Annotated in this window: 23 protein-coding genes; 8 read left to right on the forward strand and 15 right to left on the reverse strand. The window is 70.9% G+C overall.

From position 1 onward, the window contains the following. The 4 genes from ACFYWX_RS03470 to ACFYWX_RS03485 are packed head-to-tail and all read right to left on the reverse strand — an operon-like array spanning nucleotide 1 to nucleotide 5,628. A complete protein-coding gene (locus ACFYWX_RS03470; protein WP_389422274.1) occupies nucleotides 1-1,611 on the reverse strand; it encodes a hypothetical protein in 1,611 nt (536 codons plus the stop codon). Next, entirely contained in the window at nucleotides 1,608-3,530 is a 1,923-nt protein-coding gene (locus tag ACFYWX_RS03475) for a hypothetical protein (protein ID WP_389422275.1), read from the reverse strand. The genes ACFYWX_RS03470 and ACFYWX_RS03475 overlap by 4 nt, the downstream gene beginning before the upstream one ends. Then, nucleotides 3,527-5,278 carry a caspase family protein gene (locus ACFYWX_RS03480; RefSeq protein ID WP_389422276.1) on the reverse strand — a complete coding sequence of 584 codons (1,752 nt, stop codon included), beginning with the start codon at nucleotides 5,276-5,278 and terminating at the stop codon, nucleotides 3,527-3,529. The genes ACFYWX_RS03475 and ACFYWX_RS03480 overlap by 4 nt, the downstream gene beginning before the upstream one ends. After that, complete coding sequence (locus ACFYWX_RS03485; RefSeq protein WP_389422277.1) at nucleotides 5,275-5,628, reverse strand: hypothetical protein; 354 nt, start codon at nucleotides 5,626-5,628, stop codon at nucleotides 5,275-5,277. Before ACFYWX_RS03485 ends, ACFYWX_RS03480 begins: the two co-directional genes overlap by 4 nt. A 202-nt stretch (nucleotides 5,629-5,830) precedes the next feature. Here ACFYWX_RS03485 and ACFYWX_RS03490 point away from each other — a divergent pair, with 202 nt between their 5' ends. After that, nucleotides 5,831-6,682, forward strand: coding sequence for a hypothetical protein (locus ACFYWX_RS03490; protein WP_389422278.1), 852 nt, complete (start codon nucleotides 5,831-5,833; stop codon nucleotides 6,680-6,682). A gap of 77 nt (nucleotides 6,683-6,759) precedes the next feature. On the opposite strand, the gene ACFYWX_RS03495 is transcribed toward ACFYWX_RS03490, so the two are convergent. Both ACFYWX_RS03495 and ACFYWX_RS03500 read right to left on the reverse strand, forming a co-directional pair. Further along, entirely contained in the window at nucleotides 6,760-8,106 is a 1,347-nt protein-coding gene (locus ACFYWX_RS03495) for a hypothetical protein (protein WP_389422279.1), read from the reverse strand. Between the two features lie 190 nt (nucleotides 8,107-8,296). After that, nucleotides 8,297-10,006: a lysyl oxidase family protein gene (locus tag ACFYWX_RS03500; RefSeq protein ID WP_389422280.1), complete on the reverse strand. Its 1,710-nt coding sequence runs from the start codon at nucleotides 10,004-10,006 to the stop codon at nucleotides 8,297-8,299. A 191-nt stretch (nucleotides 10,007-10,197) separates the two neighbouring features. On the opposite strand from ACFYWX_RS03500, the gene ACFYWX_RS03505 reads away from it, so the two are divergent. Further along, a complete protein-coding gene (locus tag ACFYWX_RS03505) occupies nucleotides 10,198-10,692 on the forward strand; it encodes a hypothetical protein (RefSeq protein WP_389422281.1) in 495 nt (164 codons plus the stop codon). 90 nt (nucleotides 10,693-10,782) lie between these two features. Here ACFYWX_RS03505 and ACFYWX_RS03510 read toward each other — a convergent pair whose 3' ends face one another. Next, nucleotides 10,783-12,261: an MFS transporter gene (locus tag ACFYWX_RS03510; protein WP_389422282.1), complete on the reverse strand. Its 1,479-nt coding sequence runs from the start codon at nucleotides 12,259-12,261 to the stop codon at nucleotides 10,783-10,785. A 336-nt stretch (nucleotides 12,262-12,597) separates the two neighbouring features. Between ACFYWX_RS03510 and ACFYWX_RS03515 the strand changes: the two genes are divergently transcribed. Further along, nucleotides 12,598-12,822, forward strand: a complete 225-nt coding sequence (locus ACFYWX_RS03515) for a hypothetical protein (protein WP_389422283.1) — start codon at nucleotides 12,598-12,600, stop codon at nucleotides 12,820-12,822. Between the two features lie 49 nt (nucleotides 12,823-12,871). On the opposite strand, the gene ACFYWX_RS03520 is transcribed toward ACFYWX_RS03515, so the two are convergent. From ACFYWX_RS03520 to ACFYWX_RS03530, 3 genes are all read right to left on the reverse strand, one after another. Next, nucleotides 12,872-13,381 (reverse strand): hypothetical protein, encoded by a 510-nt coding sequence (locus ACFYWX_RS03520; protein ID WP_389422284.1) that lies wholly within the window; start codon nucleotides 13,379-13,381, stop codon nucleotides 12,872-12,874. A gap of 338 nt (nucleotides 13,382-13,719) precedes the next feature. Continuing rightward, on the reverse strand, nucleotides 13,720-14,748 hold the full coding sequence (locus ACFYWX_RS03525) for a chitinase (RefSeq protein ID WP_389422285.1): 1,029 nt from the start codon (nucleotides 14,746-14,748) through the stop codon (nucleotides 13,720-13,722). A 244-nt stretch (nucleotides 14,749-14,992) separates the two neighbouring features. Next, nucleotides 14,993-16,603: an alpha/beta hydrolase gene (locus ACFYWX_RS03530; RefSeq protein WP_389422286.1), complete on the reverse strand. Its 1,611-nt coding sequence runs from the start codon at nucleotides 16,601-16,603 to the stop codon at nucleotides 14,993-14,995. A gap of 127 nt (nucleotides 16,604-16,730) precedes the next feature. Between ACFYWX_RS03530 and ACFYWX_RS03535 the strand changes: the two genes are divergently transcribed. After that, nucleotides 16,731-17,363, forward strand: coding sequence for a phosphoribosylanthranilate isomerase (locus tag ACFYWX_RS03535; protein ID WP_389422287.1), 633 nt, complete (start codon nucleotides 16,731-16,733; stop codon nucleotides 17,361-17,363). Between the two features lie 64 nt (nucleotides 17,364-17,427). Here ACFYWX_RS03535 and ACFYWX_RS03540 read toward each other — a convergent pair whose 3' ends face one another. From ACFYWX_RS03540 to ACFYWX_RS03555, 4 genes are all read right to left on the reverse strand, one after another. After that, complete coding sequence (locus ACFYWX_RS03540; protein ID WP_389422288.1) at nucleotides 17,428-19,185, reverse strand: SpoIIE family protein phosphatase; 1,758 nt, start codon at nucleotides 19,183-19,185, stop codon at nucleotides 17,428-17,430. 152 nt (nucleotides 19,186-19,337) lie between these two features. Further along, the gene (locus ACFYWX_RS03545; RefSeq protein ID WP_389422289.1) at nucleotides 19,338-20,915 is read right to left on the reverse strand and encodes an alpha/beta hydrolase; all 1,578 of its coding nucleotides are present in this window, start codon (nucleotides 20,913-20,915) and stop codon (nucleotides 19,338-19,340) included. Between the two features lie 334 nt (nucleotides 20,916-21,249). Then, a complete protein-coding gene (locus tag ACFYWX_RS03550) occupies nucleotides 21,250-21,630 on the reverse strand; it encodes a hypothetical protein (protein ID WP_389422290.1) in 381 nt (126 codons plus the stop codon). Nucleotides 21,631-21,709: 79 nt separating this feature from the next. Beyond that, nucleotides 21,710-21,997: a DUF4190 domain-containing protein gene (locus tag ACFYWX_RS03555; RefSeq protein WP_389422291.1), complete on the reverse strand. Its 288-nt coding sequence runs from the start codon at nucleotides 21,995-21,997 to the stop codon at nucleotides 21,710-21,712. Nucleotides 21,998-22,186: 189 nt separating this feature from the next. Between ACFYWX_RS03555 and ACFYWX_RS03560 the strand changes: the two genes are divergently transcribed. The 3 genes from ACFYWX_RS03560 to ACFYWX_RS03570 all read left to right on the forward strand — a co-directional run bounded on the left by ACFYWX_RS03560 (nucleotide 22,187) and on the right by ACFYWX_RS03570 (nucleotide 25,006). Beyond that, a complete protein-coding gene (locus ACFYWX_RS03560; protein WP_389422292.1) occupies nucleotides 22,187-23,020 on the forward strand; it encodes an LLM class flavin-dependent oxidoreductase in 834 nt (277 codons plus the stop codon). Between the two features lie 114 nt (nucleotides 23,021-23,134). Beyond that, nucleotides 23,135-23,977 carry a PP2C family protein-serine/threonine phosphatase gene (locus ACFYWX_RS03565; RefSeq protein ID WP_389422293.1) on the forward strand — a complete coding sequence of 281 codons (843 nt, stop codon included), beginning with the start codon at nucleotides 23,135-23,137 and terminating at the stop codon, nucleotides 23,975-23,977. Nucleotides 23,978-24,010: 33 nt separating this feature from the next. Continuing rightward, a complete protein-coding gene (locus tag ACFYWX_RS03570; protein ID WP_389422294.1) occupies nucleotides 24,011-25,006 on the forward strand; it encodes an MASE1 domain-containing protein in 996 nt (331 codons plus the stop codon). Nucleotides 25,007-25,017: 11 nt separating this feature from the next. On the opposite strand, the gene ACFYWX_RS03575 is transcribed toward ACFYWX_RS03570, so the two are convergent. After that, nucleotides 25,018-25,431, reverse strand: coding sequence for a VOC family protein (locus ACFYWX_RS03575; protein ID WP_389422295.1), 414 nt, complete (start codon nucleotides 25,429-25,431; stop codon nucleotides 25,018-25,020). A 148-nt stretch (nucleotides 25,432-25,579) separates the two neighbouring features. On the opposite strand from ACFYWX_RS03575, the gene ACFYWX_RS03580 reads away from it, so the two are divergent. Beyond that, nucleotides 25,580-26,293, forward strand: coding sequence for a flavodoxin family protein (locus tag ACFYWX_RS03580; protein WP_389422631.1), 714 nt, complete (start codon nucleotides 25,580-25,582; stop codon nucleotides 26,291-26,293). The last annotated feature ends 45 nt before the right edge of the window (nucleotides 26,294-26,338 follow it).

Below are 26,338 nucleotides of genomic sequence, written 5' to 3' on the forward strand. Positions count from 1 at the left end.
CTACGCGGGCGCGGTCTTCGTCGGTGACGGCTGCTCGACCTGGTGGACGAACTCCACCCCGTTGACGATCACCTTGTCGTCCACCGGGCACACCCCGTCGTCACCGGGCGCCTGCGGGTCGTACGGCTCATAGACGATACGCAGGGCCCGCACGACTCCCCGTTCGACGGATTCCGGGCTGACGTGGACCGTGCCCTCCCCCGAGGGGTAGAGCTGCTCCGTGGAGAGCGAGCGCTGCCCCCAGAGCGGGATCGGCCCCAACTCCTGGGCCAGCAGGGTGTCCTGGTCGCCCTCGTCGACATACCGGGCGACCAGCCAGCCGTACATCTTCGGGTTGCGCCGTCGCCGGGCGTACACGGCCCCGACCGCCCAGACCACGGCGATACCGAACGCGCCGCAGGTAAGCGTCGGCCACACCCATCCCGGGACGCCCACCTGGCCCGTGCCCGACACGGTGGTGGGCGTCGCCTCCAGGGGCTGCGGGATCGTCCGGATCCCGAGGGCCGTCAGGTTCGGCTCCCAGGGCGTGGTCACCTTGGCGTGGACGGCCAGGCGCCCGGTCATCCGTACGGTCCTGCGCTCACCCTCGTACTCGTCCGACTTCCAGGACAGCTCGACCGTCACCCGCGCGGTGGCGCCGGGTTTCAGCTCCCCCGAGGTGCTCTTGCCGGCGGGGAGCTTCGCGGTGATCGGTACCGGGTCGTCCGTGACGGTGAACCCGAGGTCGGAGATCCACAGCGGCACCTTCGTCATGGTGGACCGCAGGGTGAAGGTGACCGTTGCCTTCCCCTCTTTCGGGGACAGCCGCACAGGCTGCTTCGGCCACTCGACGACGAGTCGCCCGGAGCGGTCCCTGGCCAGCGCGTCGAGGGCCGCGTGCCGCAGGACGTCGTCCCGCACCTGTGCCAGGTCCGGCCGGTCCCAGGGCGTCCACGATCCCGTGGTGATCGCGGCGGGGAAGACCCGTACCAGGGTGTCGAGGTGGCGGGCCCGGTCGTCGGCCGCGCCGAAGAGCGGGAACGGGTGGACGGTCAGCCTGGTGCGGGCTTCCAGGGAGTCAGCCCGTGACCGCAGTTCGGAGACCGGGTCGACGCCGGTTGTGGTCTGCTCCCCCGAGGCGAGTACGGCGATCGCCGCCCGCTTGGGGAGGTCGCCCTTCAGGGTCGTCAGCGCCGCGTCCAGGGCGGGCAGGAGGTCGATCCTCCGGTCCGGCGGGGCGGGCTGAGGCGCGCGAAGGGAGCCGACGTCCGCCCGGGTCAGCCGGGGGATGGTCCGGCGGACCCCACGGTCGTAGAGGATCAGGGTGACGTCGTCCTGGCGGGGCACCGCGTCCAGGAGGGTGGTGAGCTGGGTGCGCGTCTCTTCGAGCTGGGTGCCCTTGAGGGACGGGGTGTCGACCAGGACGACGTAACGCGTCCGGACGTCGGCGACGCCCAGCTCGTCGTAGAACTCGTCGGGGCTGAGCCGGCCCGAATGCGGCTCGGAGCTCTTGGTGGGGGTGGGTTGCCCGGCGGCCGTCGCGGCCGGGGCCAGCAGGGCCAGCAGGGCCGGCAGGGTCAGCGTGGTCAGCAGCCCCAGGAGTACGGCGGCGGTGCGGGTGGTGTGCCTCATGTGCGGTCTTCCTCGCCGGACGGGCCGGGGTCCTTCGAGCGTCGTCCCAGGCGGGGGCGCGACCAGCGGGCGGACCGGCGCGGGCCGCGGCGTTGCTCGGCGACGGCCTGCCGTACGCGGGGGTGGCTGAGCCTGCGCAGATGGTTCAGGAGCCAGTGGTCGTGGGGCAGGGTGGTGACCAGCGCGAGGGCCATGCGCTCGCGCCGCCCCTCCAGCCGTGGGAGGAGCCACACGCTCAGGAGGCCGGACAGGTAGAGCTCGGAGTCCGCCCTCGGCGTCCGTGCCGCCCAGGACGGCTCACGGCCGAACAGCGGGGCCAGCGCGTCCATGACGCTGCGGTTCCACGGGTCCCGGGGCTTCAGCAGGCCCAGGACCTCCCCGGCCAGGTCCCGGAGCGGCGGCGGGCCGGCGTCGGCGATCGAGATGATCTCGTCCCAGCATCCGAACAGGGCCACGTCGGCCTCCCCGGTCCGTGCCGCGGTCCGCAGCAGCGTCACCAGGGCGTCGGGGCCGAACCGGCCCACCAGGGCGCCGACCCAGTCCGGCCGTACGGCGGTGGAGCGGCCCGGCAGCAGCGTGCCGAACGCCCTGAGCCAGCCCGGGGTGTCGTACGCCGGTCGCCCGGGCGGGCACAGCCAGGCGAGCCACGCCTCCAGCGGGGCACGCGGGTCGGTGACCTGCCGGCACAGCAACGTGTAGGCGACCTCGGGGCGGGACAGGACGGTGGCGTGCAGCTCGGGCGACGTACCGGGCTTCGGTGGCTGCGCGCCGCTCAGGAACTCCGCCTGGGCGGCGGTCTCGTGGGACGGGGGGCACAGCGCCAGGACGTCGTCGATGAAGGACCCGGCCTGCCGTCCACGGGCGGCGACGGGGAGGTAGGTGCGGGCCAGGCCCGGTCGTCCTGCGGCCAGTTCGAGCCCGGCGGTGGTGACGATGTGGTCCCTGGTGTCGCTCCAGCGGCGCCGCAGCGTCTCGTCGTCCAACGACTCCGTCCGGGGGAGCAGCGCGGCGAGTGCCTCCCGCCGGTACCTCGCGCCGGACGACAGACAGTCCAGGGCGTCCAGAAGGGCCCGGTCGTCCAGTTCCCGCGGGGTACGGGCCCGCGCCAGCCGCTCGATGACGGGGGCCGGCCCGCCGTGCCGTGCGTAGTCGTCGAGCAGGGCGGACCGGTAGACGTGTCCGACGGTGCCCGCGGCCGGCTCGGCGTGTGCGTCCCAGCGGACCCGGTGCTGGTGCGGCTTGCCGACCCACTCGCCGAAGAACAGGCGCACGCCGTGGTCGGCGAGGTTGTCCGCCCAGGTGCTGGTCCGCAGGGCCGCCCGCATGCCGTACGGCAGCAGCGCGACGACCGCGTCCAGGCAGTCGATCCGTTCCGTCAGCGGCAGCGCGCCCGCCTCGGTGAGCGCGACGGGGCCGTCGAGGAGCAGGGCGGCCGCCGTGGCGTACCAGCCGAACCCGCGCGCGTCGGCCCGCATCCGTTCGGCCAGCGCGTCCGCGTCGAACGCGGGCAGGTCGAGGGGGACGGCGGCCGCGGCGGGGCGCGGCAGGGGAACGGGCGCCACCTGGTCGTACAGGCCCCGGTAGGTGACGGCGGGTCCGGCCGCGTCGGCGAACGGGAAGGTGAAGTAGCGGGTGGTGGTGACGGGGCGCGACGAGCGGTCGAGCTCCGTCGACCATTCCTTCAGCGCGATGCCCGACCAGTACGGTTCCCCGGCTCCGCCCGCGACGTCGAAGGTCACCCAGGGCAGTGCGCCGGGCTCGTCCGTGCCGCCGCGCTGCGGGGTGCCCGGGGCGGCACGGCGGATCAGGCCCTCGAAGTGGGCGTCCTCGGCGCGGTCCCGGCTGGAGCCGAGTATCCGGTAGTCGTGGGCGTCCCCGGCGTGTTTGCCGTGGACGGCCCACTCGGCGTAGACCGTCACGGGCTCACTCCGGCGCCGAGGCGGATCAGGCGTTCGAGTGCGATGAACGGTTCCAGCACGTTGAGGGGGCGCACGCTTCCGCGTATGCGGACATCGTCGGTGTTGGCGAAGTCGGAGGCGTCGAAGACGCCGTCGGCGCCGACGTGGAAGCCGATGGAGGAGGTGGCGAAGTACACCGTCCGGTCGGGGTCGAAGTGGTTCTCGATCAGATGGCAGAGCCGCCCGCCGCCCGCCCCGGCGAAACGCTCCGCCGCCCAGCCGAAGAACTGCCGGGCGTGCTGGTCCTTCACCCGGGGGAAGCGGTAGCGGTCGTCGCCCTGCGTGCCCCAGCGAGCGGCGCGGGCCTTCGGGAACACCTCCTTGGAGTCGAACTTGGTGACACAGACCGCGAGATGGTGGGGGAGGTAACGGCCGGACGGACGTCCCGTCTCCTCCAGGTGGGTGGTGATGCGCTGGATGATGCCGAAGAGGTACTCGGCGCTGGAGTTGGCGGGGCCGCCGGTCGGGTCGAAGAGGTAGACCAGCCCGTCGGACTCGGCGAGGCGCTGGGTGAGGGAGGCGTCGTCGATCAGGCGCAGGTCGTGGAAGTACTCGCCCGGCACGTCCTGCACCTCCACCACGAAGTCCGTTTCCTCGTCGCGGGCGTTGTCCTCCCCGCTGAACCTGAACCGCAGTGGCTCTCCGGCGGCCTCCGTGGCGGGCGGGAACCGGCTGCCGTCCATCAGCGCGTTCTTGTGCTGCACGAGGAATTCCTCGGCGACCCGGTCCGTGCCGCTGATCCGCCAACTGCCGTATTCCTGCTGGGTGTCACCCACGACATGGGCGAGTGCCGCGAGCAACGTGGTCTTGCCGCTGCCGGGGGCGCCCCAGAGGCCGATGCGGACGGAGGTGCCGGTGTCGAGGGGCTGTTCCTCGGCGGGGAGCGTCTCGTCCGGGCCCGAGCCCTCCTGGCGGGCGCGGGGGAGTGCGCCGTGCGGGCTCCGACGGGCGGAGGGGTGGGCGCGGTTGCGGGCGAGGGGCGCCTGTCCGCCCTGGTTGCGGCTGCGGAACTCGGGCAGGGGGCGGCTCTTCGCCTCCAGCTGGGCGCGCGCGTGGCTGTACAGGGTCTCCACGCTGAGCAGTTCCGGTCCGTCGGGCATGCCGTCGCGCAGCGCCGCGACCAGCTCGCCGGTGAACGCCGTGAACTCCTCGTCGGGCGGGGCGAGCGCCATCTTCGTCGCGGTGGCCGCGGTCAGCAGGCAGGCACCCTCGACCTCGGCGCGGTCGGCCACCGCGTCCACGACCTTCCGGTCCCCGCTCATCCAGGGAGCCATCGCCCGCCCGCTGAAGCAGCAGTCGAGGACGACGACCTTCTGCCGGGCCTTGCTCCTGAGGAGCTCCCGGCGTACCCACTCGAAGGCCAGCGAGGTGGCGACCACGTGCTCGGGGTCGGAGTCCGGCAGCGCGAGCTGGAGTTGGCCGTCCAGCGGATCGACGAGTCCATGACCGGCGTAGTACACGATCAGGGTGTCGGTGGCCTGCCGGACCACGTCCGCCAGCGCCTTCACGACGTCCTTCGCCGTGTCCGGCTGGGGCAGCGTCACACAGTGCTCCGGCGGCAGCCCCCACAGGTCGGGTGCGCACAGCAGGTCGTGCAGCACGGCGAGGTTCTGCTCGACGGCCGGAAGGTCGTCGAGGCTCTTGTAGGAGTGGGTCCCGATGAGGACCGCGTAGGACCCGGTCGGGTCCGCGAGGCGGGGGTCGTTCACCGCCCGTCCGCCGCGCTGAGGTCCGCGACCAGCGCGCGCACCTTCTCGGGGTCGTCACCCGTCACCGTCAGCACGAGGCCGTCGCGTTCGATACGGACCTCCGGGGCCCCGCGCCGGGTTCTGCGCCAGGCGCCGACGGTGACGAACAGGCCGGCGAGGGCGATCGAGTTGGAGACGGCCAGGTTGATCACCTCGAGCGTGCCGCTCATCGCACCGGGGGGTGCGGTGCCCCGCCCGTGGCGGACGTCGATGTGGTCGGTGACGTCGGAGTCCTGCAGGAGCCAGCGGTAGAGCGAGGCGAGATGGTCGCCGGTGTCTTCGCCGTCGGCGAGGGTGAGCGAGAGTTCCACGGTGTTTTCCCTGGTGTGCGCGCGCCCGCCTGTTCGAAAAGTGATCGATTGATGACGGTGCGTAAGGAGTTGGTGAGCCGATTTTGCAGCAAGGGGCGGACGGCCGCGACCGATTCGCGGTGATTGCCGCCGCGGCACGGCAACCTTTCCCCTCTCGGTGGCGACAGGAGGGCGAATCCCGTCCCCCACACGAGGAGTTCACATGGGCAGACATCTCGCGAGACTGCTCACGATCCTGGCCGTCTTAGCCGCTCTCCTCCCGGCGACCGCCACCCTGGCGGCGTCCCGGGCCGAGGCCGCCGACGACTGGAAGCCGCCGTCGAACCTGAGCCAGCCGCTCAACGAGGTCTGGAACCACGTCCAGTCGACGTACCCGGACCTCTACGGCTTCAAGAACTACGGCTGGGACCAGGTCATGGCCAACAAGGGCAGCATCAACTACTGCGTCCGCTGGGAGTCGGACGCCCCGGTGAGCGCGGCGCTGCGCGACCGCATCCACGCGGCGCTGAAGAAGCAGTTCGCCAAGTGGATGACGGCGATGGTGGACAACGGCAAGGGCCACAACGCCTGGCCCTACACCAACGTGCCGGTCAACATCGTGGGCTGGGCCGTCAAGAACCGCAGCACCCTGCAGTGGACCGACAACTCGGTCGACATCTACACCGGTCTCGACGGTGGCGGCGCCCCGCAGTGTGCCCCCGACTGCGGCCGCTTCTTCCACCAGGACGGCAACTACTCCAGGTGTCCCGGCGGTGTGACCCGCCACTACGACCAGTCCCTCTGGCTGACCAAGGGATTCCAGGGCGGCGCCGGCGGCGACTGGGGCCAGCGCGTCGGCCAGGAGTACTTCACGGGTGCCCTCTCCCAGGAGAACATCCACATCTATCTCCACGAGGTCGGCCACACCTTCGGCCTCGACGACTTCTACGACTGGACCCCGACCGGCCAGTGCTGCTTCATCATGAACGCCGGCAGCGCGACCCAGATCACCGACTTCGACAAGTGGATGCTGCGCGACTTCTGGCGGCATCTGAAGTATCGGTGGGGGTTGTGAGCACTGCCTCGCCGGCCGAACTCTGAACAACGAGGGGCGCCCCGCGGGTGCGGGGCGCCCCGGGTTCGTGCGGGTGTTTACGGGTTCACCACGAGCTTCGAGGTGTTGTTACGCGGGTTCGGGTCGAACGGGAAGGACGTGCCCCAGTCGGGGTGGGCGGTGAGCTTGCCGGTGGCGGCCTTCAGCACGGTGTCGATGGTGAGGGCGAAGGGGAAGTCGACCTTCGTGTGCTGCTTGACCCAGAAGGGGAGGTAGCAGTCGTAGCGGGGGGCGCCGAGGCGCTGGTCCAGGGGGGCGCCGGTGAGGGTGCGGGGCTCGCAGGAGTCGGGGACGGTGGTGGCCCTCGTGCCCTGCGGGACGCGGAACTCGACGACGGCGGCCGGGTCTCCGGAGCCGGTGTGGCTGACCCAGGCCGGGCCCCGGTTGAGGAAGCTGAAGGTGGCCGGGACCGTCGTACCCGCCTTGCCGCGGACCGTGCCGCCGCGCACCGCGAAGTCGGCCTTATTGGCGGCCTCGACGATGAAGGAGACGTTGTTGTCGTCGGTCTGGATGTCGGTGGCGCCGCCGGCCGGTTCGACACCGAAGTCGAGGCGCTCGTAGAGGGCGTGCTTCGCGATGTCGAGCTTCAGCGGCTCGGGCAGGTCGACGGTGGCGCCGGGCGCGACGACCGTGTCGAAGGCGCAGCTGACGCGCGTGACCGTGGAGCCGGTTCCCGGAGGGGTGTACGCGCAACTCGGGTACTTCGTCGCGAAGCCGAGGCCGTACGTCGCCCACATCTGCACGGTGAAGCCGTTCGCCGGCTCGTTGCCGGTGTTGGTGACGGCGAACGAGGGCGTGGTGACGGTGCTGCCGGGGCGCGCGCCCTCCAGCTTGGCGGGCGGGGCGACACCGAGGTCGGGGCCCGAGCCGACCGTCACGGTCGTGTCGAACGAGTTGTGCGGGGCGACGAGTTCACCGTCGGGGCCGCCCTGGGCGGTCGCCTCGTAGGTGATCTTCCCCTGTGCGCCCGAGGCCGCCTCGGGCAGGGCGCGCACCTTGAGCTTCACCTGCTCCTCGTAGCCCCACCCCTGGACGGGTACCTCGGGGACCGAGCACACGGCCGTGCTGCCGCTGGGCACGCAGTTGTCGGGCCAGGCCACCTCGGCGACACCGGCCAGTCCCGAGGCGTCCACGGTGAGGCGGCCGTCCGTGACGGTGAAGGTGCTGTTGTCGTGGTGCAGGCCGACCGGGAGGTCCCGGTACCGCGCGCTGCCCCCGGCCGGGGCGACGGTGACGGTCCGTTCGTACGGCACCTGGATCCACAGCTGGTCGGTCTGCTCGTCCTCGGCCGAGGCGGGCGCGGCGGCCAGGCCGGCGGTCAGCGCCGCGGCCGCGGCACCGGTGGCTCCGAGCCGCAGGGCGCGGCTGACGGAGACGGGTCTCATGGCATCCCCCTGGGTGACGGAAAGTGCGGTCGTGCCGGGTGGCCCGGCAGGTGTTGGACGGCCGCACGGCGTCGAAGGTTGTACGGCGCTCTTGGCGCGCCCTTTTGCATCTCATGGGGATGTCTTGGGACATGAGTGCGCCCCGGGAGCCGGCCGACGTGGCCTGCCCCCGGGGCGAAGGGATCGTGACTTACGGGGCGTTGACCAGGCCGACCGGTGCCACCTTGACCGTGCGGGCGCCGGACGTACCGCCCAGGGTCACCTTGCGCAGCGAGACGTTGTTCTTGAGGTTCGTCTCCTGCAGGCGCTTCGCCGGGTTGGCGGTCACCTTGATGTAGTACGTGCCGTTCGCCAGGCCCGTGATGTCGAAGGACTGGCCGGGACGGTACTGGGTGTACGTGTCGCCGGAGCCGACGTCGAGGACCTCACGCACGGAGATCGCGCTGTGCTCGCCGCAGGCGGTCGACAGATCGGTGTTGTACGGGTGCCAGTTGGCGTTCTTCACCGTGTAGTCGACGGCGTCGGTGTTGGCGAGGCAGAACGCCTCCTTGCCGCTGCGCACCTTCTTGGTCTGGTCCGCGCTCAGCAGCTCGTAGCTGGCGAAGTCCGTGAAGTGCCAGTGCTCGTGGCCGACGCGCGGGTCCCACTCCATGGTGCCCGCGGGCGCGTAGCCGACCTGCTTGCCCTTGGCGTCGTAGAAGTACTGGTACGAGTCCATCAGCTCGGCACCCGGCTTGCGGAAGCCGTCCACCACGAGGGGGGCCGGGCCCGCGTTCCAGACGTTGGCGCTGAAGGCGAGGTAGTCCTTGCCCGCGATGTCGCCGTCCTCTCCGTCGGTGACGGAGATGTCCCAGGCGGGCAGCGAACGCAGGTCCGGCTTCGGCACGTTGGCCGGGACGCCCGCGCGACCGGTGGGCCGCTTGGTGGCGGGCTTCAGCGCGGGCGCGATGCGCGAGCCGTCGGTGTGGCCGGGGCCGTCGCCCAGGTGGTGGGCGAGACCGCGGGCCTCCAGCGCGTGCGAGAGGGCGCCCGGAGTGGGGGCGTCCGCGCCGCGGGGCCCGTAGTGGTGGCCGGCGTGGCCGCTCTGCGCGCCGTGCGCGGAGTGACCGGAGCCGTGGTGCGACATCGACGACCGGGAGCCGGTCCCGCCCTCGCCCTCGTCGTCCTTGATCTCACGGACGGTGAGCTTGATGGTGACCTGGTCGTTCGGGATGCCGAAGAGGTCGCGGTACTTCTTGGCCACCGTCGCCTTGGCCGTGTAGCTGCCCGCCTTCAGGTTCACCGGCTTGTCGTAGTCGACGGTGCTGGTGTTGGAGGCCCAGCCCTTCTCGACGCCCCACACCGAGCCCAGCGTCCACGGGTTGGTGGGGCAGCTCTCCGGGTACTTCGCCGTCGCCGGTGCGTCCGGACGGATCCGGCCGGCGGCGTTGTTCGGACAGTAGGTGCCCGTGGTCTTCGACACCTCCTTGCCGGCCGCGTTCTTGATGGACAGCTCCATGAAGCCGGGCAGCCCGGAGAAGTCCTTCACGAGCCCGGCGGGCAGGTTCTTCACCTGGGTTCTCGTGCCGTTGCGGAGGATCTGCTGGGCGACCACGGGGTCCTTGTAGGACTTGCGGGTCACCTTGAACTCCAGCGGCGCGTTGTCGACCTGGAGGTAGGTGCCGAGGTCGAGGTAGACGCCCGCGTTCCCCTCGTAGCGGTCGAGCGTCACGGACTTCGACGCGGCGATCAGCTTCATCTTGGGCGTGCCGGGCGTGGCGGACTGCTGTGCCCCCGCGTTGGGCGCTGCCGCCGCCCCGGCGACGACGACGGTGAGCGCGGCACCCGTGGCGAGCGCGGAGCGCTTCAGGCGGCTGCGGTGTTCCTGACTGGTCATCGGTTCCTCGTCTGCGAGTGCCATGGTCGTGGCATCGGACCGGACAGCCCTCAGACCGGCACGAACACCCCGGACGCACCCCACGCGCCCATCGCCGACCTGTGAGCATCATGTGAGACCGGTGAGGGGGCGGTGTCGGTTGCCTGGCGAGAAATAAATGGCCGGATCCGGCAGTTGGGTCCGATTTCGCCCGGCCTGCTCCTAAAATGCGCCGCATGAAGTGGGGGAGAGCGGTGGGTGTCGGCGGGCTCGTCCTGCTGCTGGGCGCCTGCGGGGCGGAACACAGTCCGCTGTACGTGGAGAAGGACGGCGGGCAGACCGTCGTCGGGTGGCGGGAGTGTCCGGGGGGTGGGCGGGACGGGATCGTCGAGGTCGAGCTCTTCCGGTGGGACGGCTCCCGCACCATCGACGAGCCCGGTGAACCGCTCTGGCGCATCGAGGCGGAGGGGGGCGTGGTGGTGCATCGCGTACGACTCGGCAGCGCGCCCGACGGGTTCGTCACCCGGCTGCCGCTGACCGTCCCCCTGGACCCCGGGGCGACGTACGCCCTGCGCGCCAACCTGCCGTCGGAGGAGGTTCGCCTGGGCTTCGTGACGTTCCGGCCGGAGCAGCTCTCGGCGGGCCGCGTCGTCTTCGGCAGCGAGGAGAGCGAGTCGCGTGAGGACTATGACGCGCGGGACGAGGAGCAGTTCGGGTGCTTCGCCGGCTGAGGGCCGTCGAACGGTCTCCGCACACCTCGGCGGCCGCCACCCGGTGAGGGGTGGCGGCCGCCTTGGGGTGTCAGGTGGCGTGCGGCTCTCTTACGCCTTGGCCGCGGCGACCTCGGCCGTTGCGCCGGGGCCGTCCGTCGGATCCTCGGTGGCCGTGCGGCGGCGCGGGATGAAGGCGGCGACCGCGAAGGCGAGGAGGGCGGCTCCGGCGCCGATCGCCATGACGACCTTGAAGCCGTTCTCGGACGGCAGCGCGTACCCGCCGAAGTCGGTCGTCATCTGGGCGAGGATCACACCGGCGAGGGCGCTGGCGAAGGACGTGCCCAGCGAGCGCATCAGGGTGTTGAGGCTGTTGGCGGCACCCGTCTGGGACGGGTCCACGGCGCCCATGATCAGTGCGGGCAGCGCGCCGTAGGTGAAGCCGACGCCGGCGCCGATGACGCAGGACACCAGGATCAGGTGCCAGACCTCGGACATGAGGACGATGTTGAGGCCGTAGCCGGTGGCCACGATCAGCGCGCCGATCATCAGGGTGACCTTCGGGCCCTTGGCCCTGGTGACGGCGGCGGACACGGCCGACATGGCCATCATCACCAGACCCTGCGGGGCCAGCACCAGGCCGACGGTCAGCATGGACTTGCCGAGGCCGTAGCCGGTCTGCTCGGGCAGCTGAAGCAGCTGCGGCAGCACCAGCGACATCGCGAACATCGAGAAGCCGAGCGCGACCGAGGCGAGGTTGGTGAACAGCACCTGCTTCTTCGCCGTGGTGCGCAGGTCGACCAGCGGCTGCGGGCTGCGCAGCTCCCACCAGCCCCAGACCAGCAGGATCACCACGGCGGCGGTGCCGAGACCGAGCGTGGTGCCACTGGTCCAGCCCCAGTCGGCGCCCTTGGAGACGGCCAGCAGCAAGGAGACCAGACCGGCCGACAGGCCGAGCGAGCCGACGAGGTCGAAGCGGCCACCGGTGCGGACCTTGGACTCCGGCACGACGGTCAGGACCAGCAGGAACGCGACGACACCGAGGACGGCGGAGGCCCAGAACAGGAGGTGCCAGTCCCACTTGTCGGCGACGAACGCCGCGGCGGGCAGACCGAGCGCGCCGCCGACCCCCAGGGAGGCGCTCATCAGGGCGGTGGAACCGGCGAGCCGCTCGGCGGGCAGGACGTCCCGCATGATGCTGATGCCGAGCGGGACGACGGCGGCCGCCAGGCCCTGCAGGGCCCGCCCGATGATCATCGGGACCAGGGAGTCGGCCAGTGCGCACACCACCGAGCCGGACACCAGCAGCACGATGCTGACCAGCAGCATCCGGCGCTTGCCGAACATGTCGCCGAGCCGTCCGACGACCGGGGTGGCGACCGCCGCGGCGAGCAGGGTGGCGGTGACCGCCCACGCCGTGTTCGACGCCGAGGCGTTCAGCAGCTTCGGCAGCTCGGGGACGATCGGGATGACCAGGGTCTGCATCAGCGAGACGACGATCCCGGCGAGGGCCAGGACCGCCACCACGGCGTTCGACCTCGTCGGGGCGGCAGGCCCCGCCTCGGCGGGTCGGGTGGGGGCGTCGGACATGGCAGGGCCTCCGTCAAGGGTTCCGGCAGGGGCTATGTTGCTTGACTTACTCAACCATAACATTGCTTAACTTACGCAAGCATATTTGTGTTGTGTAGGTCACAGTCAGGCGGGAATGCGAACAGACCTGTCTCCCGGCGCTCACTCCTGAGCCCGACGCTCTCGTCCGATAAGCGCATGGCCCCTAACGGGGGACGCATCCTCATCCGATGGGGCCACGCGAAGGTCAAGGCGTACCACCGGCGTGCGCAGGCGCGTTGCAGAGGCATGCATTGCACTGTCACCACCGGGCGTCTGGTCCTGGAGAGTGGGGACCGGCAGACGCCGTACGGAGAAATGACCGGGGCCGGCCGGGGGGACTCGCCCATCTACGCGGCCCTCGTCAGGGAGTGGCAGGTCGGCGGCCGGACGATTCCGGGTGCGCGGGACCCGCAGTGGATCGTCCTCACGTCCGTCGGGCCCGCGGTGGCCGCGCGGGATCCGCTCACAGCCACCCCGCCCGGCCCGCCCCGGTGGCAACGGGCGGGAGCCCCGCCGGCCGAGTGGGCAGCGGGGCTCTGAATACCGTTGCGAGCGGGGCCGCCGCTGAGGTGTCGGCCGCCCCGCCCCGTCAGTCGCCCTGGACGACCGGGCCCGGCGCCGACGTCCCGCAGGTCGGGCATCTGCGCCCCGTGGGGGACTGCGCGGCGCGTCTGCCCAGCGCCAGTTGGAGGGCGAGCTCCACGGCGGCGGGCACGAACAGGGCGCCGGTGCCGTCGGGCGGTACCAGCCAGCGCAGCCGCCCGGCGGCCCGGTGCGGTGCGGGTACGGCGATCCAGGCGCCCTGGCCCGCGTACCGGATGCCCGAGCCGATCCAGCGGCCCTCCGGATCCGGCGGCAGGAAGAAGGCCACGCGGCGGGCGGCGGCGTCGGCGAGGACGGGGCCGGGCTGCTGGGGAATGCAGAGCAGGGCGTCGAGGGCGGGCATCCCCATCTCCTCCGGCACGCTCAGCACGTCCCAGAACCGGCCGCAGGCCAGTACGGCGATCCCGCTCTCTCCGTGCCACTGCTGCTTGCAGGCACGGGGGTCGGTCGCGGCGGCGGCGAGCCATTCCATGGCCTGCCGCGTGACTGTTCGCATGGTGCCCTCCGGGATCCGTTCGCCCGCGGACGCGGGACGCATCTTCCCCTCAGTGCCGGGGTGGCCGGACCCGGCAACGGCAATGCTGGTGGATATTTCTATGGCGCGGAAGGGGTGGCGAACCATGGCGATTACGCTCGAAATGTTCGCTCCTGGAGCACGTGTTCTGCGAACCTCGTGGCGCAGGACCCGGATACGGCTGCGTCACCACCCCTTGCGCCGAGACCCCTTGGCGCCTCTCGTGAAGACGGCCCGCGGTCTCGACTACGGCGCCGACCGGTTCCGTCGAACGCAGGACCTCGGCTGACGGAACCGGCCGGACCCGGCGTCAGCCGACGTCAGGCACCGTTCGTGAACGGCGCGAACGTGTGGCTGAAGTGCCAGGTGTCCTGGGCGATGCCGGAGCAGGAGTTGGCGCCGGCCGTGCCGACGCAGCCTCCGTTGTCGCGCTGGAGCGCCCAGAAGGAGAGCGTGTCGATGCCCTTGGCGGTGGCCCAGTTCTCGACCTTGACGGCGTCCTGGGTGGTGAAGGTCTCCTCGGGGCCGTAGTCGTCGATGCCGGGCATCTCGGTGACGCCGACCATGCCCCACAGCTTGGCCGGGCTCTTCTTCGGGTGGAGCGCCGCCAGTTGGTCGTACAGGCCGGCGGCGGCCGTCTCGGTGTCGGCGGCCATGTCGTGGGTCGCGCCGTCCCAGTAGTCGAACGTCATGATGTTGACGACGTCCACGTGGGCGCCGTTGTCGACGGCGTTCTTCAGCAGTGCCACACCGCTGGGCGCGAGGCCGGTGGTGGTCGTCGGCAGGGTGTAGGAGAACTGCACCTCGTGACCGGTGCGTTCGGCCCACCGCTGGACCTGGGCGATGGCCTTGTTGCGGCGGTCGACGCCGGCGGAGTTGTTGATGGAGTCGGCCTCGATGTCGAGGTCGATGCGGGTGACGCCGTAGGTCGTGACGAGGCTTTCGTACACCCGGGCGATGGCGTCGACGCTGGTGCAGCTGTCGGCCAGTTCGGTGCCGGTGGTGTCGGCCGTGTAGCCGCCGAAGGACGGGATGACGTTGCCGCCGCGCGCCTGGATGGTGCGGATGTCGCTGCCGAAGGTGGCCTTGGAGACGGGCTGGGTGGTGTCACCGTTCCAGTACGCGGTGCACGAGCCGGCCGCCTCCGTCTGGAGGAAGGCCAGGGTGAGGTACTTGTTGCCCGACGCGGCGGCGAGGGCGGCCGGGCTCTCCCCGGTCCACGCCTCGAAGTACGGCGCCGCCACATGGGAGGGCATGGGCCGCGCGAAGCCCGAGGGCGTCGACGGCGCGGCGAGCGCTCCGCCGCCTGCGAGGGCGACGAGCCCGGCCGACAGGGCGGTGACGGTCATACAGGACAGCAGAGTGCGAAGGGGACGAGGTCGTCTCATTGACGCTCCCAACGGGGCCGCGGGTGAGAGGGGGGTGGGGGCGAACAGCGACCATCGTTGGACTAGACCAATCCATTGTCAAGGTTCTTTACAGTTGTCTGACCGAGCACTCTGGGGCCGGGGGCCGGTTCGGCCGCCTGGGCAGCAGGGCGCCCCCCGGCTTCGGCCGGGGGGCGCCTTGTGTGTTCGTGCAGTCGGCTGCGGCTCAGCCGCGGAAGCCGAGGATCCCGTGCAGGGTGGCGCCGCCGCCCGTCGCGGTGGTGGGCTGGGCGGTGTCGCCGCCGCTCAGCGCCGCCTTCGCCGTGGCCGCCGGCTTCGGGTCGGGGGTCTTCTGGCAGGTGGCGTCGGCCACGCCGCTGCCGTGCGGCACCTTGCCGTTGGTCAGATACGTCGCCAGGTACTTGTCGAGGCAGGCGTTGCCGCTCAGCGTGATGCCGTGGTTGCCGCCGCCCTGCTCGACCACCAGGCTGGAGTTCTTGAGGAGTCGGTGGACGGTGACACCGCCCTCGTAGGGGGTGGCCGCGTCGTTGGTCGCCTGGAACAGCAGGACCGGGGGCAGCTTGGTGTTCTTGACGTTCACCGGCTTCTGCGACGTCGTGGGCCAGAAGGCGCAGGGCGCGTTGTACCAGGCGTTGTTCCAGGCGAAGAACGGTGCCTTGCCGTAGACGGCCCAGTTGTCCTTGCGCCACTGGTTCCAGTTGCGCGGCCAGCTCGCGTCACGGCACTGCACCGAGGTGTAGATGCTGTAGCCGTTGTCGCCGGAGGCGTCGATCGCCGCGATGTTCTCGTACGCCTGCACCAGCGGGCCGGCGGTCTTGTCGTTGACGTATGCCGCGAACGCCTGGGCGAGGGTGGGCCAGTAGCCGTTGTAGTAGCCGCCGGGCAGGAAGGTGTCCTCCAGCTCCGCCGACCCCACCTTGCCGCCGGCGGGCTTCTTCGCGAGCTCCGCCTGCATCGCGTACCACTTGGCCTCGATCCTGGCGGGGTCGGTGCCGAGCTTGTACGTCGAGTTGTACTTGGCGATCCACGCCATGAGCGCCTGGTGGCGGTCCTCGAAGGCGTAGTCCTGGGCGATGTTGTCGTCGTACCAGACGCCGGTCGGGTCGACGATCGAGTCCAGGACGAGGCGGCGCACCCGCTCCGGGTAGAGCTTGGCGTAGACCGCGCCGAGGTAGGTGCCGTACGAGTAGCCGAAGTAGTTGATCTTCTTGGCGCTCAGCGCCTTGCGGATCGAGTCCATGTCCCGCACGGCGTTTACCGTGTTGATGTACGGCAGGACGCTCTTGTACTTCGTGCCGCAGGCGGCGGCGAAGGACTTGGCGCGTTCGAGGTTGGCCTTCTCGATCGCCGGGGTGCTCGGCACGGACTGCGGGCGCACCGGGTTGAAGTACCCCGGCTTGCAGTCCAGGGCGGGCTTGCTCGCCCCGACGCCTCGCGGGTCAAAGCCTATGACGTCGTACTGCGCCGCCACCGCCTTGGGCAGCGAGGAGGCGACGAAACCGGCGAGCGTCAGACCGCTGCCGCCGGGGCCGCCGGGGTTGACCAGCAGCGGGCCCTGGTACGTCCTCGCGGTGTGCGGGACGCGCGACAGGGCCAGGGTGATCTGCCGGCCCGACGGCTTCGCGTAGTCGAGGGGTACCTTCAGCGACGCGCACTGGAGCGTCGGGTAGTCGTCCGTCGCGCACTTCTTCCAAGTCACCTGCGGGGCAGATGCGTTGCCCGCGGGATGCGACACACTCGCGTCGGCGGGGCCGGCGGTGAGCGTCCCGGCCAGTACGACGGTGGCGCCGCACAGCACGGCTGCGCTTCTTCTCATGGAGTTCTCTCAGAACGTGAGGGGGGTAGGGACCGCGGAGTTCACGGTCCATGCCGCATCGTTCCGGAAGAACGCGTACGCATGAAGGTTGTTGGACCAAAAACTTGACTCAAATCGGAGCGTCGGCGTGAGCAACCCCAGCCCCAGCCCCAGCACTTCCCTGTTCGTCAAGGTCTGTGGCCTGAAGACCGACCGGGACGTCGACACGGCCGTCGAGGCGGGCGCCGACGCGATCGGCTTCGTCTTCTCGGACAGCCCGCGCCGCGTCGACGCCGCGACGGCCGCGCGACTGGCCCGTCGGGTGCCGGAGCACGTCCTGACGGTCGGCGTCTTCCGCGCCGAACCCCTGCACGACGTACGGTCCCTGGCCGCCGACTCCGGGGTCCGCGCGGTCCAGCTGCACGGGCCGGAGGACCGCGGCTACTACGACGCCCTCGCGACGGGCGGCTGGACGCTCGTCCGCGCCACCGCCTTCGGCGAACCCGCCCCGCGCTTCGGTGACCTGGGCGAGGACATGCTTCTCCTCGACGCCCCCGTCCCGGGCTCCGGCGTCGCCTGGGACTGGTCCGGCAAGTCCCTGGCCGCCCCCGGCGAGAAGTGGCTCCTCGCCGGCGGCCTCACCCCGGCCAACGTGCGGGACGCCGTCGACGCCACCCACCCCTGGGGCGTCGACGTGTCCAGCGGCGTGGAGCGCAGCCGGGGCGTCAAGGACCCCGCACTGATCGCGGCGTTCGTACGGGCGGCCCGCGCCGCCGGCTGAACCCGGGCTGTCGGGCGGCCCCTGCCCGGGCGGCCCGGGCAGGGGCCTCCTGACAGCCCGGTCGTCAGGTGGCCCGCAGGCGGGCGGCCAGCAGGGTGACGTCGTCCTCGGCGGGGCCGTACACCAGGCGGGCGAGGACGGTGCCGAGGACGTCCTCCAGAGGGGCGTCCACGTCGAGGCTGAGGTCGGTCAGGCGCCGCAGCGAGGCGTCGATGTCCATGTGGCGCTGCTCCACCAGACCGTCCGTGTACAGCAGGAGCACCTCGCCGGGCGGCAGCGGCACGGTCACCGCCTCGTGCCCTCCCAGGTCGGTCCCCAGTGGCGGGCCCGCCGTGACCGGTACGAGTTCGGCCGGGGCCTCACGGTGCAGCAGGACCGGCGGAGGATGTCCCGCGCTGGCGACGGTGCAGGTCCCGGAGTCGGGGTCGATCAGGGCCAGCAGGCAGGTGGCCACCCGGTCGACCCCGATGCTCGCCACCCGGTGGTCGGCCTCCGCCAGGATCCGGTCGACGGGGGCGCCGGAGACGGCCAGGGTGCGCAGCAGCGAGCGGTACTGGCTCATGGCGACGGCCGCCGTGAACCCGTGGCCCATCACGTCCCCCATGACCTGGAGGATGCCGCCCGACGGCAGGGCGATCGAGTCGCACCAGTCGCCGCCGACCAGGGCACGCCGCCCCGCCGGCAGATAGCGGCAGGCCACCTCGATGTCCGGATGCGGGCTGCCCGGCTCGGACAGCAGCGCGCGCTGCAACTCCAGGGCCATGGTGTGCTCGAGGGTGTACTGGCGGGCGTTGTCGATGGCGACGGCGGCCCGTGCGGCGAGGTCCTGCGTCACGATCACGTCCTCGTCCGTGAAGGGCGCCGAGCCCCCGGCCCTGAACAGGTAGACGACACCGATCGGATGGCCCTTGGTCGGCAGCGGCACGAGGAGCACGGAGTGGATCTCCGCGGTGCGGATCACCTCCAGGTTGAACCGCGTCTGCACCACCTTGAGCAGGACGTCGTCCGTGAGGAGGTTCCCCACCCAGGGGCTGCCCTTGTCCATGCACCGCCGAGTGTGCGAGTCGCGTGGGACGTCGAAGTAGTCGCCCTTCTTGGCGATCAGCCCCAGCCGGCGGAGGATGTCGTCGCCTCCCGCGGCGGCCGTGATGCGCAGTCGCACGACACCTGGAGCGGGCGGCGGCGCGTCGGTGGCCTCGTCGTCCAGCGTCCACACGGACGACATGTCGGCCAGGGTCGGTACGACGAAGTCGGCCAGCTCGGCACAGGTCCGGTCGACCTGGAGCGTGGTGCCGATCCGGGTGGCGGCCGTGTCCAGCATCGCCAGCCGCTGGTGGGCCTTCTCCAGGTCGTCCATGTACTGCCGCAGTCCGCTCACCTCGACGGCGACTCCGCAGAGGCCGAGCGGCCGCCCTTCATGCTCGAGGCGGTGGTAGACGGCGCTCCACTGCCGGTGGGTGAACGGTGAGCTGTCCTCCGTCGTGCCGGTGAGGGAAAGCGCTCTGGGACGACCGTCGTTGAGGACCATGCGCAGGATTTCGTCGGAGCGGTGGATCCCCGGCAGCACCTCGGCCATGGTCCGCCCATGGAACGCCGAGGGCTCCACCCCGCTCATCCGCCCCATGGCGGCGTTCACGTACCGGTAGCGCAACCGCTCGTCCATCACGGCCACGGCGGCCGGCGTCCCGTCCAGGATGCTGCGCAGGATCCTGTACTCGTGGGCCTGCTCTACCACGTCTGAGGGCGCGTCCGTCAGGACGGACAGCAATACGTCCTCGGCGCCCGAGAAGAGCCACCCGGGGGGAGGCCGGTCACCGTCCACGCCGATCCTCCTCAGCCGCACCTTGACGAGGCCGTGCCTCGATCCAGTCTGGCTCAGCGGGCAGGACCCCGCACCCGGACCGGCTCCCGGGAAACGGCGAGGCGCCGGGCTGTGGCGGGCCCGGCGCCTCGCGTCCTGGAGGGGGGGTGAGGTCAGCGGCGCAGGACGCCCATGTGGTCGACGCGGTCGCTGACGCCGTTGCGGAGTTCGCCGAGCGTCGTGCCGGACGGGGCCACCGTGGGCGTGGAGGACGGCGGCTGGGTCTCGTCCGCGCAGGTCGTGCCGCGGGCCGGGACCTTCAGGTCGACCAGGTAGCTCGTGATCGCGTCCGTCGCGCACACACTGCGGTTGAAGGCGGTGTGCCCCTCGGCCTTGAACGTGAGTAGACGGCCGTTGTCGAGCTCGTGGGACAGCGCCACCGCGTCCTGGTACGGGGTGTCAGGGTCGCCGGTGTTGCCGATGACGAGGATCGGCGCCGAGCCCTTCGCGCGGTAGGAGCCCTCGTAGCGGCTGGGGTGCTCGCCGGTCCACTGCGCGCAGGCCGTGGCGTGCTGGTGGTCGTAGGTCGGCGGACCGTACGCCATGGCCGGGCCCAGCAGCGGTGCCAGCCTGGCGTTCTTCGTGACCTGCCGCTTCAGCAAGGCCGGGTCCTTCGGGTAGTCCTTGTCGACGCACTCGACCACGACGTTCGGGTTGAGGAAGTCGAAGCTGGCCGGGGACGGCGGCCGCAGCAGGAAGGACGTGTTGTCGCGCTGCTGCGCCTTGCGCAGGGCCTCGCCGAAGGAGGGCCAGATGACCTTGCCCTCGTTGATGTTGAACATCAGGCGGTAGACGAGGGTGTAGCCGTTGGCCTGGCCGCCGCCCGCGGTCGGCACCGGGTTGGCGTCGAGGTCGGCCTTGAGCTTCTCGAACGCGGCGCGCGGATCGCCGTCCCCGAACCCGCAGGTCGCCTGGTCGGCCTTGCACCAGTCCAGGAAGCGGCTCATCGCGCCGTCCAGGGCCAGGTACTGGGGCCGGTCGTACTTGTACGGCTGGTAGGAGTAGTGCTTCGGGTCGTACGCCCCGTCCAGCGCCAGGGCACGCACCCGGTCCGGGAACATGGAGGCGTAGACGGTGCCGATGTAGGAGCCGAACGAGCGCCCGTAGTACGTGAGTTGTTCCTCGCCCAGCGCCTGGCGCAGCAGGTCGATGTCCCGGGCGACGTACTGTGTGCCCACGTACGGCGCCAGGTTGCCCGCGCGGTCCTGGCAGGCCTGGTCGAAGGCGGCGGCCTGGCGCACGGCCGGCTCGTAGGCGTCCGGGCCGGGGACGCCCTTGGCCGCGGTGACGGCCTGCGTGTACGTCGGGTCGTCCCAGCACTCGACCTGGGAGCTCCGCCCGACGCCGCGTACGTCGTAGCCGAAGACGTCGAAGGAGTCGCGCAGGGCGGTCGGCAGGTCCGCGTAGTTGCCGCGGACGAAGTCCACCCCGGAGTTGCCCGGCCCGCCCGGCTGGAGGAAGAGAGTGCCCTTCTTCTTCGACTGGTCGGCGGCCTTCTTGCGTATCACCGCGAGGGTGATGGTCTTGCCCTGCGGATCGCGGTAGTCCAGCGGCACCTGGGCGTTCGCGCACTCGAAGCCGCCCTGGCAGTCCGACCACGCCAGGGTCGGCACGGGGGGTGCCGTGGGTGGTGCCGGCTGGGTCGCGTGGGCGGCCAGCGCCCCCGCTCCGGCGATGGCGAGCGCGGTCACCGCGGCCACGGTGATCCGCAGAGGCGTGAAGCGTCTGCGTGCTCTGGAGCCGGATCTCCCGGCGCGGTCTTGCGTTCTCACTACGTGTTGTCCCCTCGGGTCGATGTGCAGCCAAGACCCCCGTCAAGAACCTGAGTTCGGGGGAATCTAGCCCGATCCGAAGGTAAACGGGATCAGGAGAGCGGTTGTATGAGTCCCTTTGCTTGATCTCTCCAATACCCGGCGGTAGTTCGCGTGCCCGTCACCGCAGACGGGCACGCTGTACACCGACCTCTCCACCGCACAGCGCGCCCTGCCCGCCGGCGAAGGGGACGGTGCGGCCGAGGGTGGCGCGTTACGCGTCCGTGTAGCCGATGTCCCCGACGGTCCACGCGCTCACGTCCGCCAGGGCGACCCGGTACATCCCGCCCGTGTCGGGGATGCCGAAGTTGCCCTGGAGGATGCGGGCGAGGTGGAAGTGCAGGTGTGTGGGCCGGGGGCGGGGGTGCTCCGGTGGCTCGGTGCTTCCGTCCCGCGCGGTGAACGCGACGGAGAAGGACCCCAGTTTCCTGGAGTCCCGCAGCACCTCCGCCACACGCTGCTTCCACATGGTTTCCGGGGCGAGCCGTCCTGTGATGACCGCTCCGGGGACCACGACGGTGAGGGACATCTGACTGCTCTGCTCCGACTCCACCATCGCGGCGAGGTCGACCAGCAGCTCATCAGTGTGCGACATGGACGAGGAGCCTACCGCCGTCGAGGCCACCGTGGCCGCTTCAGCGCCCCTCGCATCGAGGACTGACCTGTTCCTGCCGTCAGCCGCCCACGTACCAGCTGAACCCGCCGTTGCTCGCGGCGACGGCGAGGAGCACGAGCCAGAGCACCACGTCGACGATGCCCAGGATGATGCCGGCCTTCGCCATGCCGCCGCCGTTCCTGCCTGCCGCCTGGCGCCGGGCGACGGCGCCGAAGACGATGGCCAGCGGGCCCAGGACGATGTTCAGGATGAACAGTCCGACGATCCCGCAGACCAGGCTCGCGATCGCCAGGCCGTTGGTGCGTGATCCGGAGGACGCGGCAGAGGAACTGCCGTAACTCGCCATTGGATACTCCCGGTTGACATTGGTGCGGACCGAATGTCCACACGCCCTTTGCCTTTCCGTCACACGTGCGGGTGCCCCTCCGAGGCGTCCCCATGCCAGCGACAGGGGGGCACATGGAACCGCACGATCGATACGGTCCGACTCAAGTCGTCAACCACAGAGGGCTCGTAGGCCCGGAAGAAGGTTGCTGTGAGCGAGAGTGTCCGCTTCGGGGTGTATCTTCCGCCCTTCGGTCCGTTCGGTGATCCCAATGTGCTGGTGGAGCTGGCGGTGCGGGCGGAGGCCGCCGGGTGGGACGGGGTGTTCCTCTGGGATCACGTGGTCAGTGAGGCGATGCCGATCGCGGATCCCTGGACCACGTTGGCCGCGATCGCGCAGGCCACGCAGAGACTGGTGCTCGGCCCGACGGTCACACCGCCGGCCCGGCGCCGGCCCTGGATCGTCGCCCGCCAGGCGTCCACCGTCAGCAGGCTCTCGCGGGGGCGGCTGATCGTCGGGACCGGAGTGGGAGTCGACGAGTCCGGGGACTTCAGCAGCTTCGGGGAAGCGGCGGACCTGGCGACCCGCGCGGCGATGCTCACCGAGGGGCTGGAGGTGATGCGGGCGATGTGGGCAGGGCGGGTTGTCCGGCACGCCGGGCCGCACTACCAGGTGAACCTGGCCGCCGCGGAGCCCGATCCGTACCCCATCCCGGTCTGGATGGCCAGCTCCACCGGCAGTCCACGGGTGATCAGCCGTGCCGTCGGCTGCGACGGCATCTTCCCCAACCCGGGCGACCACGAACTGCGCCCCGAGGAGATCGCCGGCCTGCGCGAGGAGCTGCACCGCGCCGGGCTTCCCGCCGGCCGGCCGTTCGACATCGCGGTGCGCGGCAACGCGAGTCCCGTGTGGGAGGAGGGCAAGGACGTGGACCTCACGGCACTCGGCGAGGCCGGCATGACCTGGTGGCTGGAGTCGCTGATCCACTTCGACCCGCTGGAACTGTCCATGGCCGTCGTGGACGCCGGACCGCCTCGCGTGTGAGAGCTCCTGGGCGGTCCCTTGAGAGCGCCTGGCGGTCCCTTTGGTTCCCCTCACCGGGGTACGGTGAGACCGTGACATATGGCGCAACTCCGAACGAACCCGGAGTGTGATGCCATGCCCCGCCGCCGTACCGCTTCATCCAGTGGCACCGAAGATCTGCTGCAGACCCTGGGTGACCTGACCGGCCGGATACTGGACCGGATCAAGTTCCAGCAGGCCCGCGTGGAGCTCGCTGCCGCGCTGCAGCGTCAGGTCCTCGCCGCCGAGATGCCCGCCCTGCCCTGCCTCCACGTGGCGGGCCGGTACGCGCCCGCGCGGGCCGGGCTGGACATAGGAGGCGACTGGTACGACGGCTTCCTCATGCCGGACGGCTCGGTGGGATTCGTGATCGGAGACGTGCAGGGCCACGACGTCGAGGCGGCGGCTCTCATGGGGCAGGTGCGCACCTGTCTGCGGGCCGTCGCGACCGCGACCACGGACCCGGCGGAGGTGCTCCGGCGCACCAATGACCTGCTCGTCGCCATGGACTCCGGACTGTTCGTGACCTGCTCGTTCCTGCGCTACGACCCGGTCTCGGGCGAGCTCGCCGACGCCCGCGCGGGTCACGTACCCGCCGTCTGGGCCAGGGACGACGGCCAGTGCGACATCGTGCTGGGCGACGGCGGACTGCCGCTCGGCGTCCAGGCCGGCGAGAACTACGTGTCGACCCGCCGAAAGCTGACCGGCGTGGGCGCGTTCGTCCTGTTCACCGACGGCGTGGTGGAAGGCCCGGGCTATCCGATCGAGGAAGGGCTCGCGCGGGTGGCCGCACTGGCCGGCGGCGCCTACGGCACCGACCCGGACGAGCTCGCCGCGCAGATCATCAAGGTGGCGGACTTCACCGGCCACAGCGACGACGCCGCCGTCCTCGTCCTCCGTCACGGAGGGCTCGGCGAGCAGCGGCAGGGCGAAGGGTGAGCGGCATGCGCGGCGGGTGGTCGGCGGTGATCGATGGCACGCAGTGAGCGGCTCCCGCCGTACGTCACCGAGGGTTTGCGGATGGCCGCCGTCGCGGTCGCCTACTACGCCACCGCCAAGATCGGGCTGCAACAACAGCTGGTGCGAGGGCAGGTCACGCCGTTCTGGCCGCCCACCGGCATCGCTGTCGTCGCCCTGCTGGTGTGGGGACGTCGCATGTGGCCCGGGATCGCCCTCGGCGCGTTCCTGGTGAACCTGGCGCTCGGGCCGTCGATCCTCCCCGTGCTCGTCATCACGGTCGGCAACACGCTCGCGCCGCTCTGCGCCTGCCTTCTCCTGGGGCGCGTGGGCTTCCGTACCGCACTCGACCGGCTCCAGGACGCTCTGGCGCTGGTCTTCCTCGGCGCCCTCCTCGGGATGGTGATCAGCGCGACGGTCGGCACCTCGGCCCTGGTGGCCTCCGGCGCGCTGACGGGCCACGACTTCTGGCCGACCTGGTCGGTGTGGTGGACGGGCGACGCGGTGGGGGTCCTGATCGTCACGCCGCTGCTGCTGGCCGCGCGCACCGCCCGATGGCCCCATGGCGTACCCGTCCTGCGCTGGGCCGAGGCGGTGGCCCTGCTGGGCGGCACGGCGGTGGTCTCGGTGCTGGCCACCCGCAGCTCCCTCAACCTGCTCTTCCTCGTCGTCCCCTTCCTGATCTGGGCGGCCTTCCGCTTCCAGCTGCCCGGAGCCGCGCCGTGTGTGCTGATCGTTTCGGTCAGCGCGATCTTCGCGGGTGCCGACAGGACCGGCCCGTTCTCCGGCCGTGATCTCCTCTCAGACATGGTCATCCTGCAGGCCTTCAACGGCACCGTCTCGCTGACGGCCCTGCTGCTCTCAGCGGTCGTCACCGAGCGCAACCGCACCCTCCGGGAGATCGAGCAGGTCTGCGACCGCCTGACGGAAGCACTGTCCCGCCTCGCACCGGACGAGCCGCTCGGCCTACAGCGCTCACCCTGGCCGGAGGAACGCGATCACCAGAGGTAGGCCACGGTCCCTCAGTCCTGCCGCCGGCTGATGTTGACCATCCACGGGATGCCGAAGCGGTCCGTGCACATGCCGAACACGTCGCCCCACATCTGCTTCTCCAGCGGGACGGACACCGAGCCGCCGCTGGACAGCTTCTCCCAGTAGCCGCGCAGTTCGGCGTCGTCCTCGCCGCTCAGGCTCACGGAGAAGTTGTTGCCGGGGTTGTGCTCGGTACCGGGTGGGATGTCGGCGCCCATGAGGGTGAGGCCGCTCGGCGTCTGCAGCGTGCCGTGCATGATCTTGTCGGCCTCCGGGGCGTCCGGTTGGCCGAAGGCGCCGTAGGTGTTGAGTGTCAGGGTGCCGCCGAAGGCCTCCCGGTAGAACTCCAGGGCCTGCCGGGCGTCACCGTCGAAGCTGAGGTACGGATTGAGTCGCGAGGCCATGGGAACCTCCCAGAGCGGGGTAAAAGGGTCAGTGGTGCGGAGACTGGACCGGGGCGCAGGCGACGGCATCCCCGGCAGGAAGTGCGCCGTAGGGGTGAGTGGCACCAGGACGGACCGGGAGCGGCGTGAGACGCTGCCCGACGTGGATATGTCCTCTTCCTACCGCTTTGATGATCTCACCGCGCTCTACGTCAACTGCACGCTCAAACCGTCCCCGCAGCTCAGTCACACCCAGGGCCTGATCGACAAGAGCCGCGCGATCATGGATGCGCAGGGAGTGACCACGGACGAGATCCGTGCCGTCGACCACGACATCGCCCCCGGCGTCCATCCGGACATGACGGAGCACGGCTTCGCCACGGACGCCTGGCCGGCGCTCTACGAGCAGGTGATGGCCGCGGACATCCTGGTGCTGGCCGGTCCCATCTGGCTGGGCGACAACAGCTCCGTCACCAAGCAGGTCATCGAGCGTCTGTACAGCTGCTCCAGCCTGCTCAACCCCCAGGGGCAGTACGCCTACTACGGACGGGTCGGAGGGTGTCTGATCACCGGCAACGAGGACGGGGTCAAGCACTGTGCGATGAACGTCCTCTACAGCCTGCAGCACCTCGGCTACACCGTCCCGCCGCAGGCGGACGCGGGCTGGATCGGCGCGGCGGGGCCCGGCCCGTCGTACCTGGACCCCGGTTCGGGTGGCCCGGAGAACGACTTCACCAATCGCAACACCGCCTTCATGACCTGGAACCTCATGCACCTGGCGGCCATGCTCAAACGCGCCGGGGGCATTCCGGCCCACGGTAATCAGCGCACGGAGTGGGACGCCGGCTGTCGGCCGGGGGCGGACAACCCCGAGCATCGCTGACTTTTACATGTCAAGGAATTCCCGGAGCCATGGAGCGGCGCCGAG

This window comes from Streptomyces sp. NPDC002888 (genome assembly GCF_042888465.1).
Lineage (GTDB): Bacteria > Actinomycetota > Actinomycetes > Streptomycetales > Streptomycetaceae > Streptomyces.

Coding starts and splice junctions, on each gene's coding strand:
- ACFYWX_RS03565 (WP_389422293.1), top strand. CDS start 23,135: ATGCCCCGCCGCCGTACCGCTTCATCCAGTGGCACCGAAGATCTGCTG.
- ACFYWX_RS03580 (WP_389422631.1), top strand. CDS start 25,580: ATGTCCTCTTCCTACCGCTTTGATGATCTCACCGCGCTCTACGTCAAC.
- ACFYWX_RS03470 (WP_389422274.1), bottom strand. CDS start 1,611: ATGAGGCACACCACCCGCACCGCCGCCGTACTCCTGGGGCTGCTGACC.
- ACFYWX_RS03550 (WP_389422290.1), bottom strand. CDS start 21,630: ATGTCGCACACTGATGAGCTGCTGGTCGACCTCGCCGCGATGGTGGAG.
- ACFYWX_RS03555 (WP_389422291.1), bottom strand. CDS start 21,997: ATGGCGAGTTACGGCAGTTCCTCTGCCGCGTCCTCCGGATCACGCACC.
- ACFYWX_RS03490 (WP_389422278.1), top strand. CDS start 5,831: ATGGGCAGACATCTCGCGAGACTGCTCACGATCCTGGCCGTCTTAGCC.
- ACFYWX_RS03515 (WP_389422283.1), top strand. CDS start 12,598: ATGACCGGGGCCGGCCGGGGGGACTCGCCCATCTACGCGGCCCTCGTC.
- ACFYWX_RS03495 (WP_389422279.1), bottom strand. CDS start 8,106: ATGAGACCCGTCTCCGTCAGCCGCGCCCTGCGGCTCGGAGCCACCGGT.
- ACFYWX_RS03570 (WP_389422294.1), top strand. CDS start 24,011: ATGGCACGCAGTGAGCGGCTCCCGCCGTACGTCACCGAGGGTTTGCGG.
- ACFYWX_RS03525 (WP_389422285.1), bottom strand. CDS start 14,748: ATGACCGTCACCGCCCTGTCGGCCGGGCTCGTCGCCCTCGCAGGCGGC.
- ACFYWX_RS03575 (WP_389422295.1), bottom strand. CDS start 25,431: ATGGCCTCGCGACTCAATCCGTACCTCAGCTTCGACGGTGACGCCCGG.
- ACFYWX_RS03500 (WP_389422280.1), bottom strand. CDS start 10,006: ATGGCACTCGCAGACGAGGAACCGATGACCAGTCAGGAACACCGCAGC.
- ACFYWX_RS03505 (WP_389422281.1), top strand. CDS start 10,198: ATGAAGTGGGGGAGAGCGGTGGGTGTCGGCGGGCTCGTCCTGCTGCTG.
- ACFYWX_RS03530 (WP_389422286.1), bottom strand. CDS start 16,603: ATGAGAAGAAGCGCAGCCGTGCTGTGCGGCGCCACCGTCGTACTGGCC.
- ACFYWX_RS03520 (WP_389422284.1), bottom strand. CDS start 13,381: ATGCGAACAGTCACGCGGCAGGCCATGGAATGGCTCGCCGCCGCCGCG.
- ACFYWX_RS03510 (WP_389422282.1), bottom strand. CDS start 12,261: ATGTCCGACGCCCCCACCCGACCCGCCGAGGCGGGGCCTGCCGCCCCG.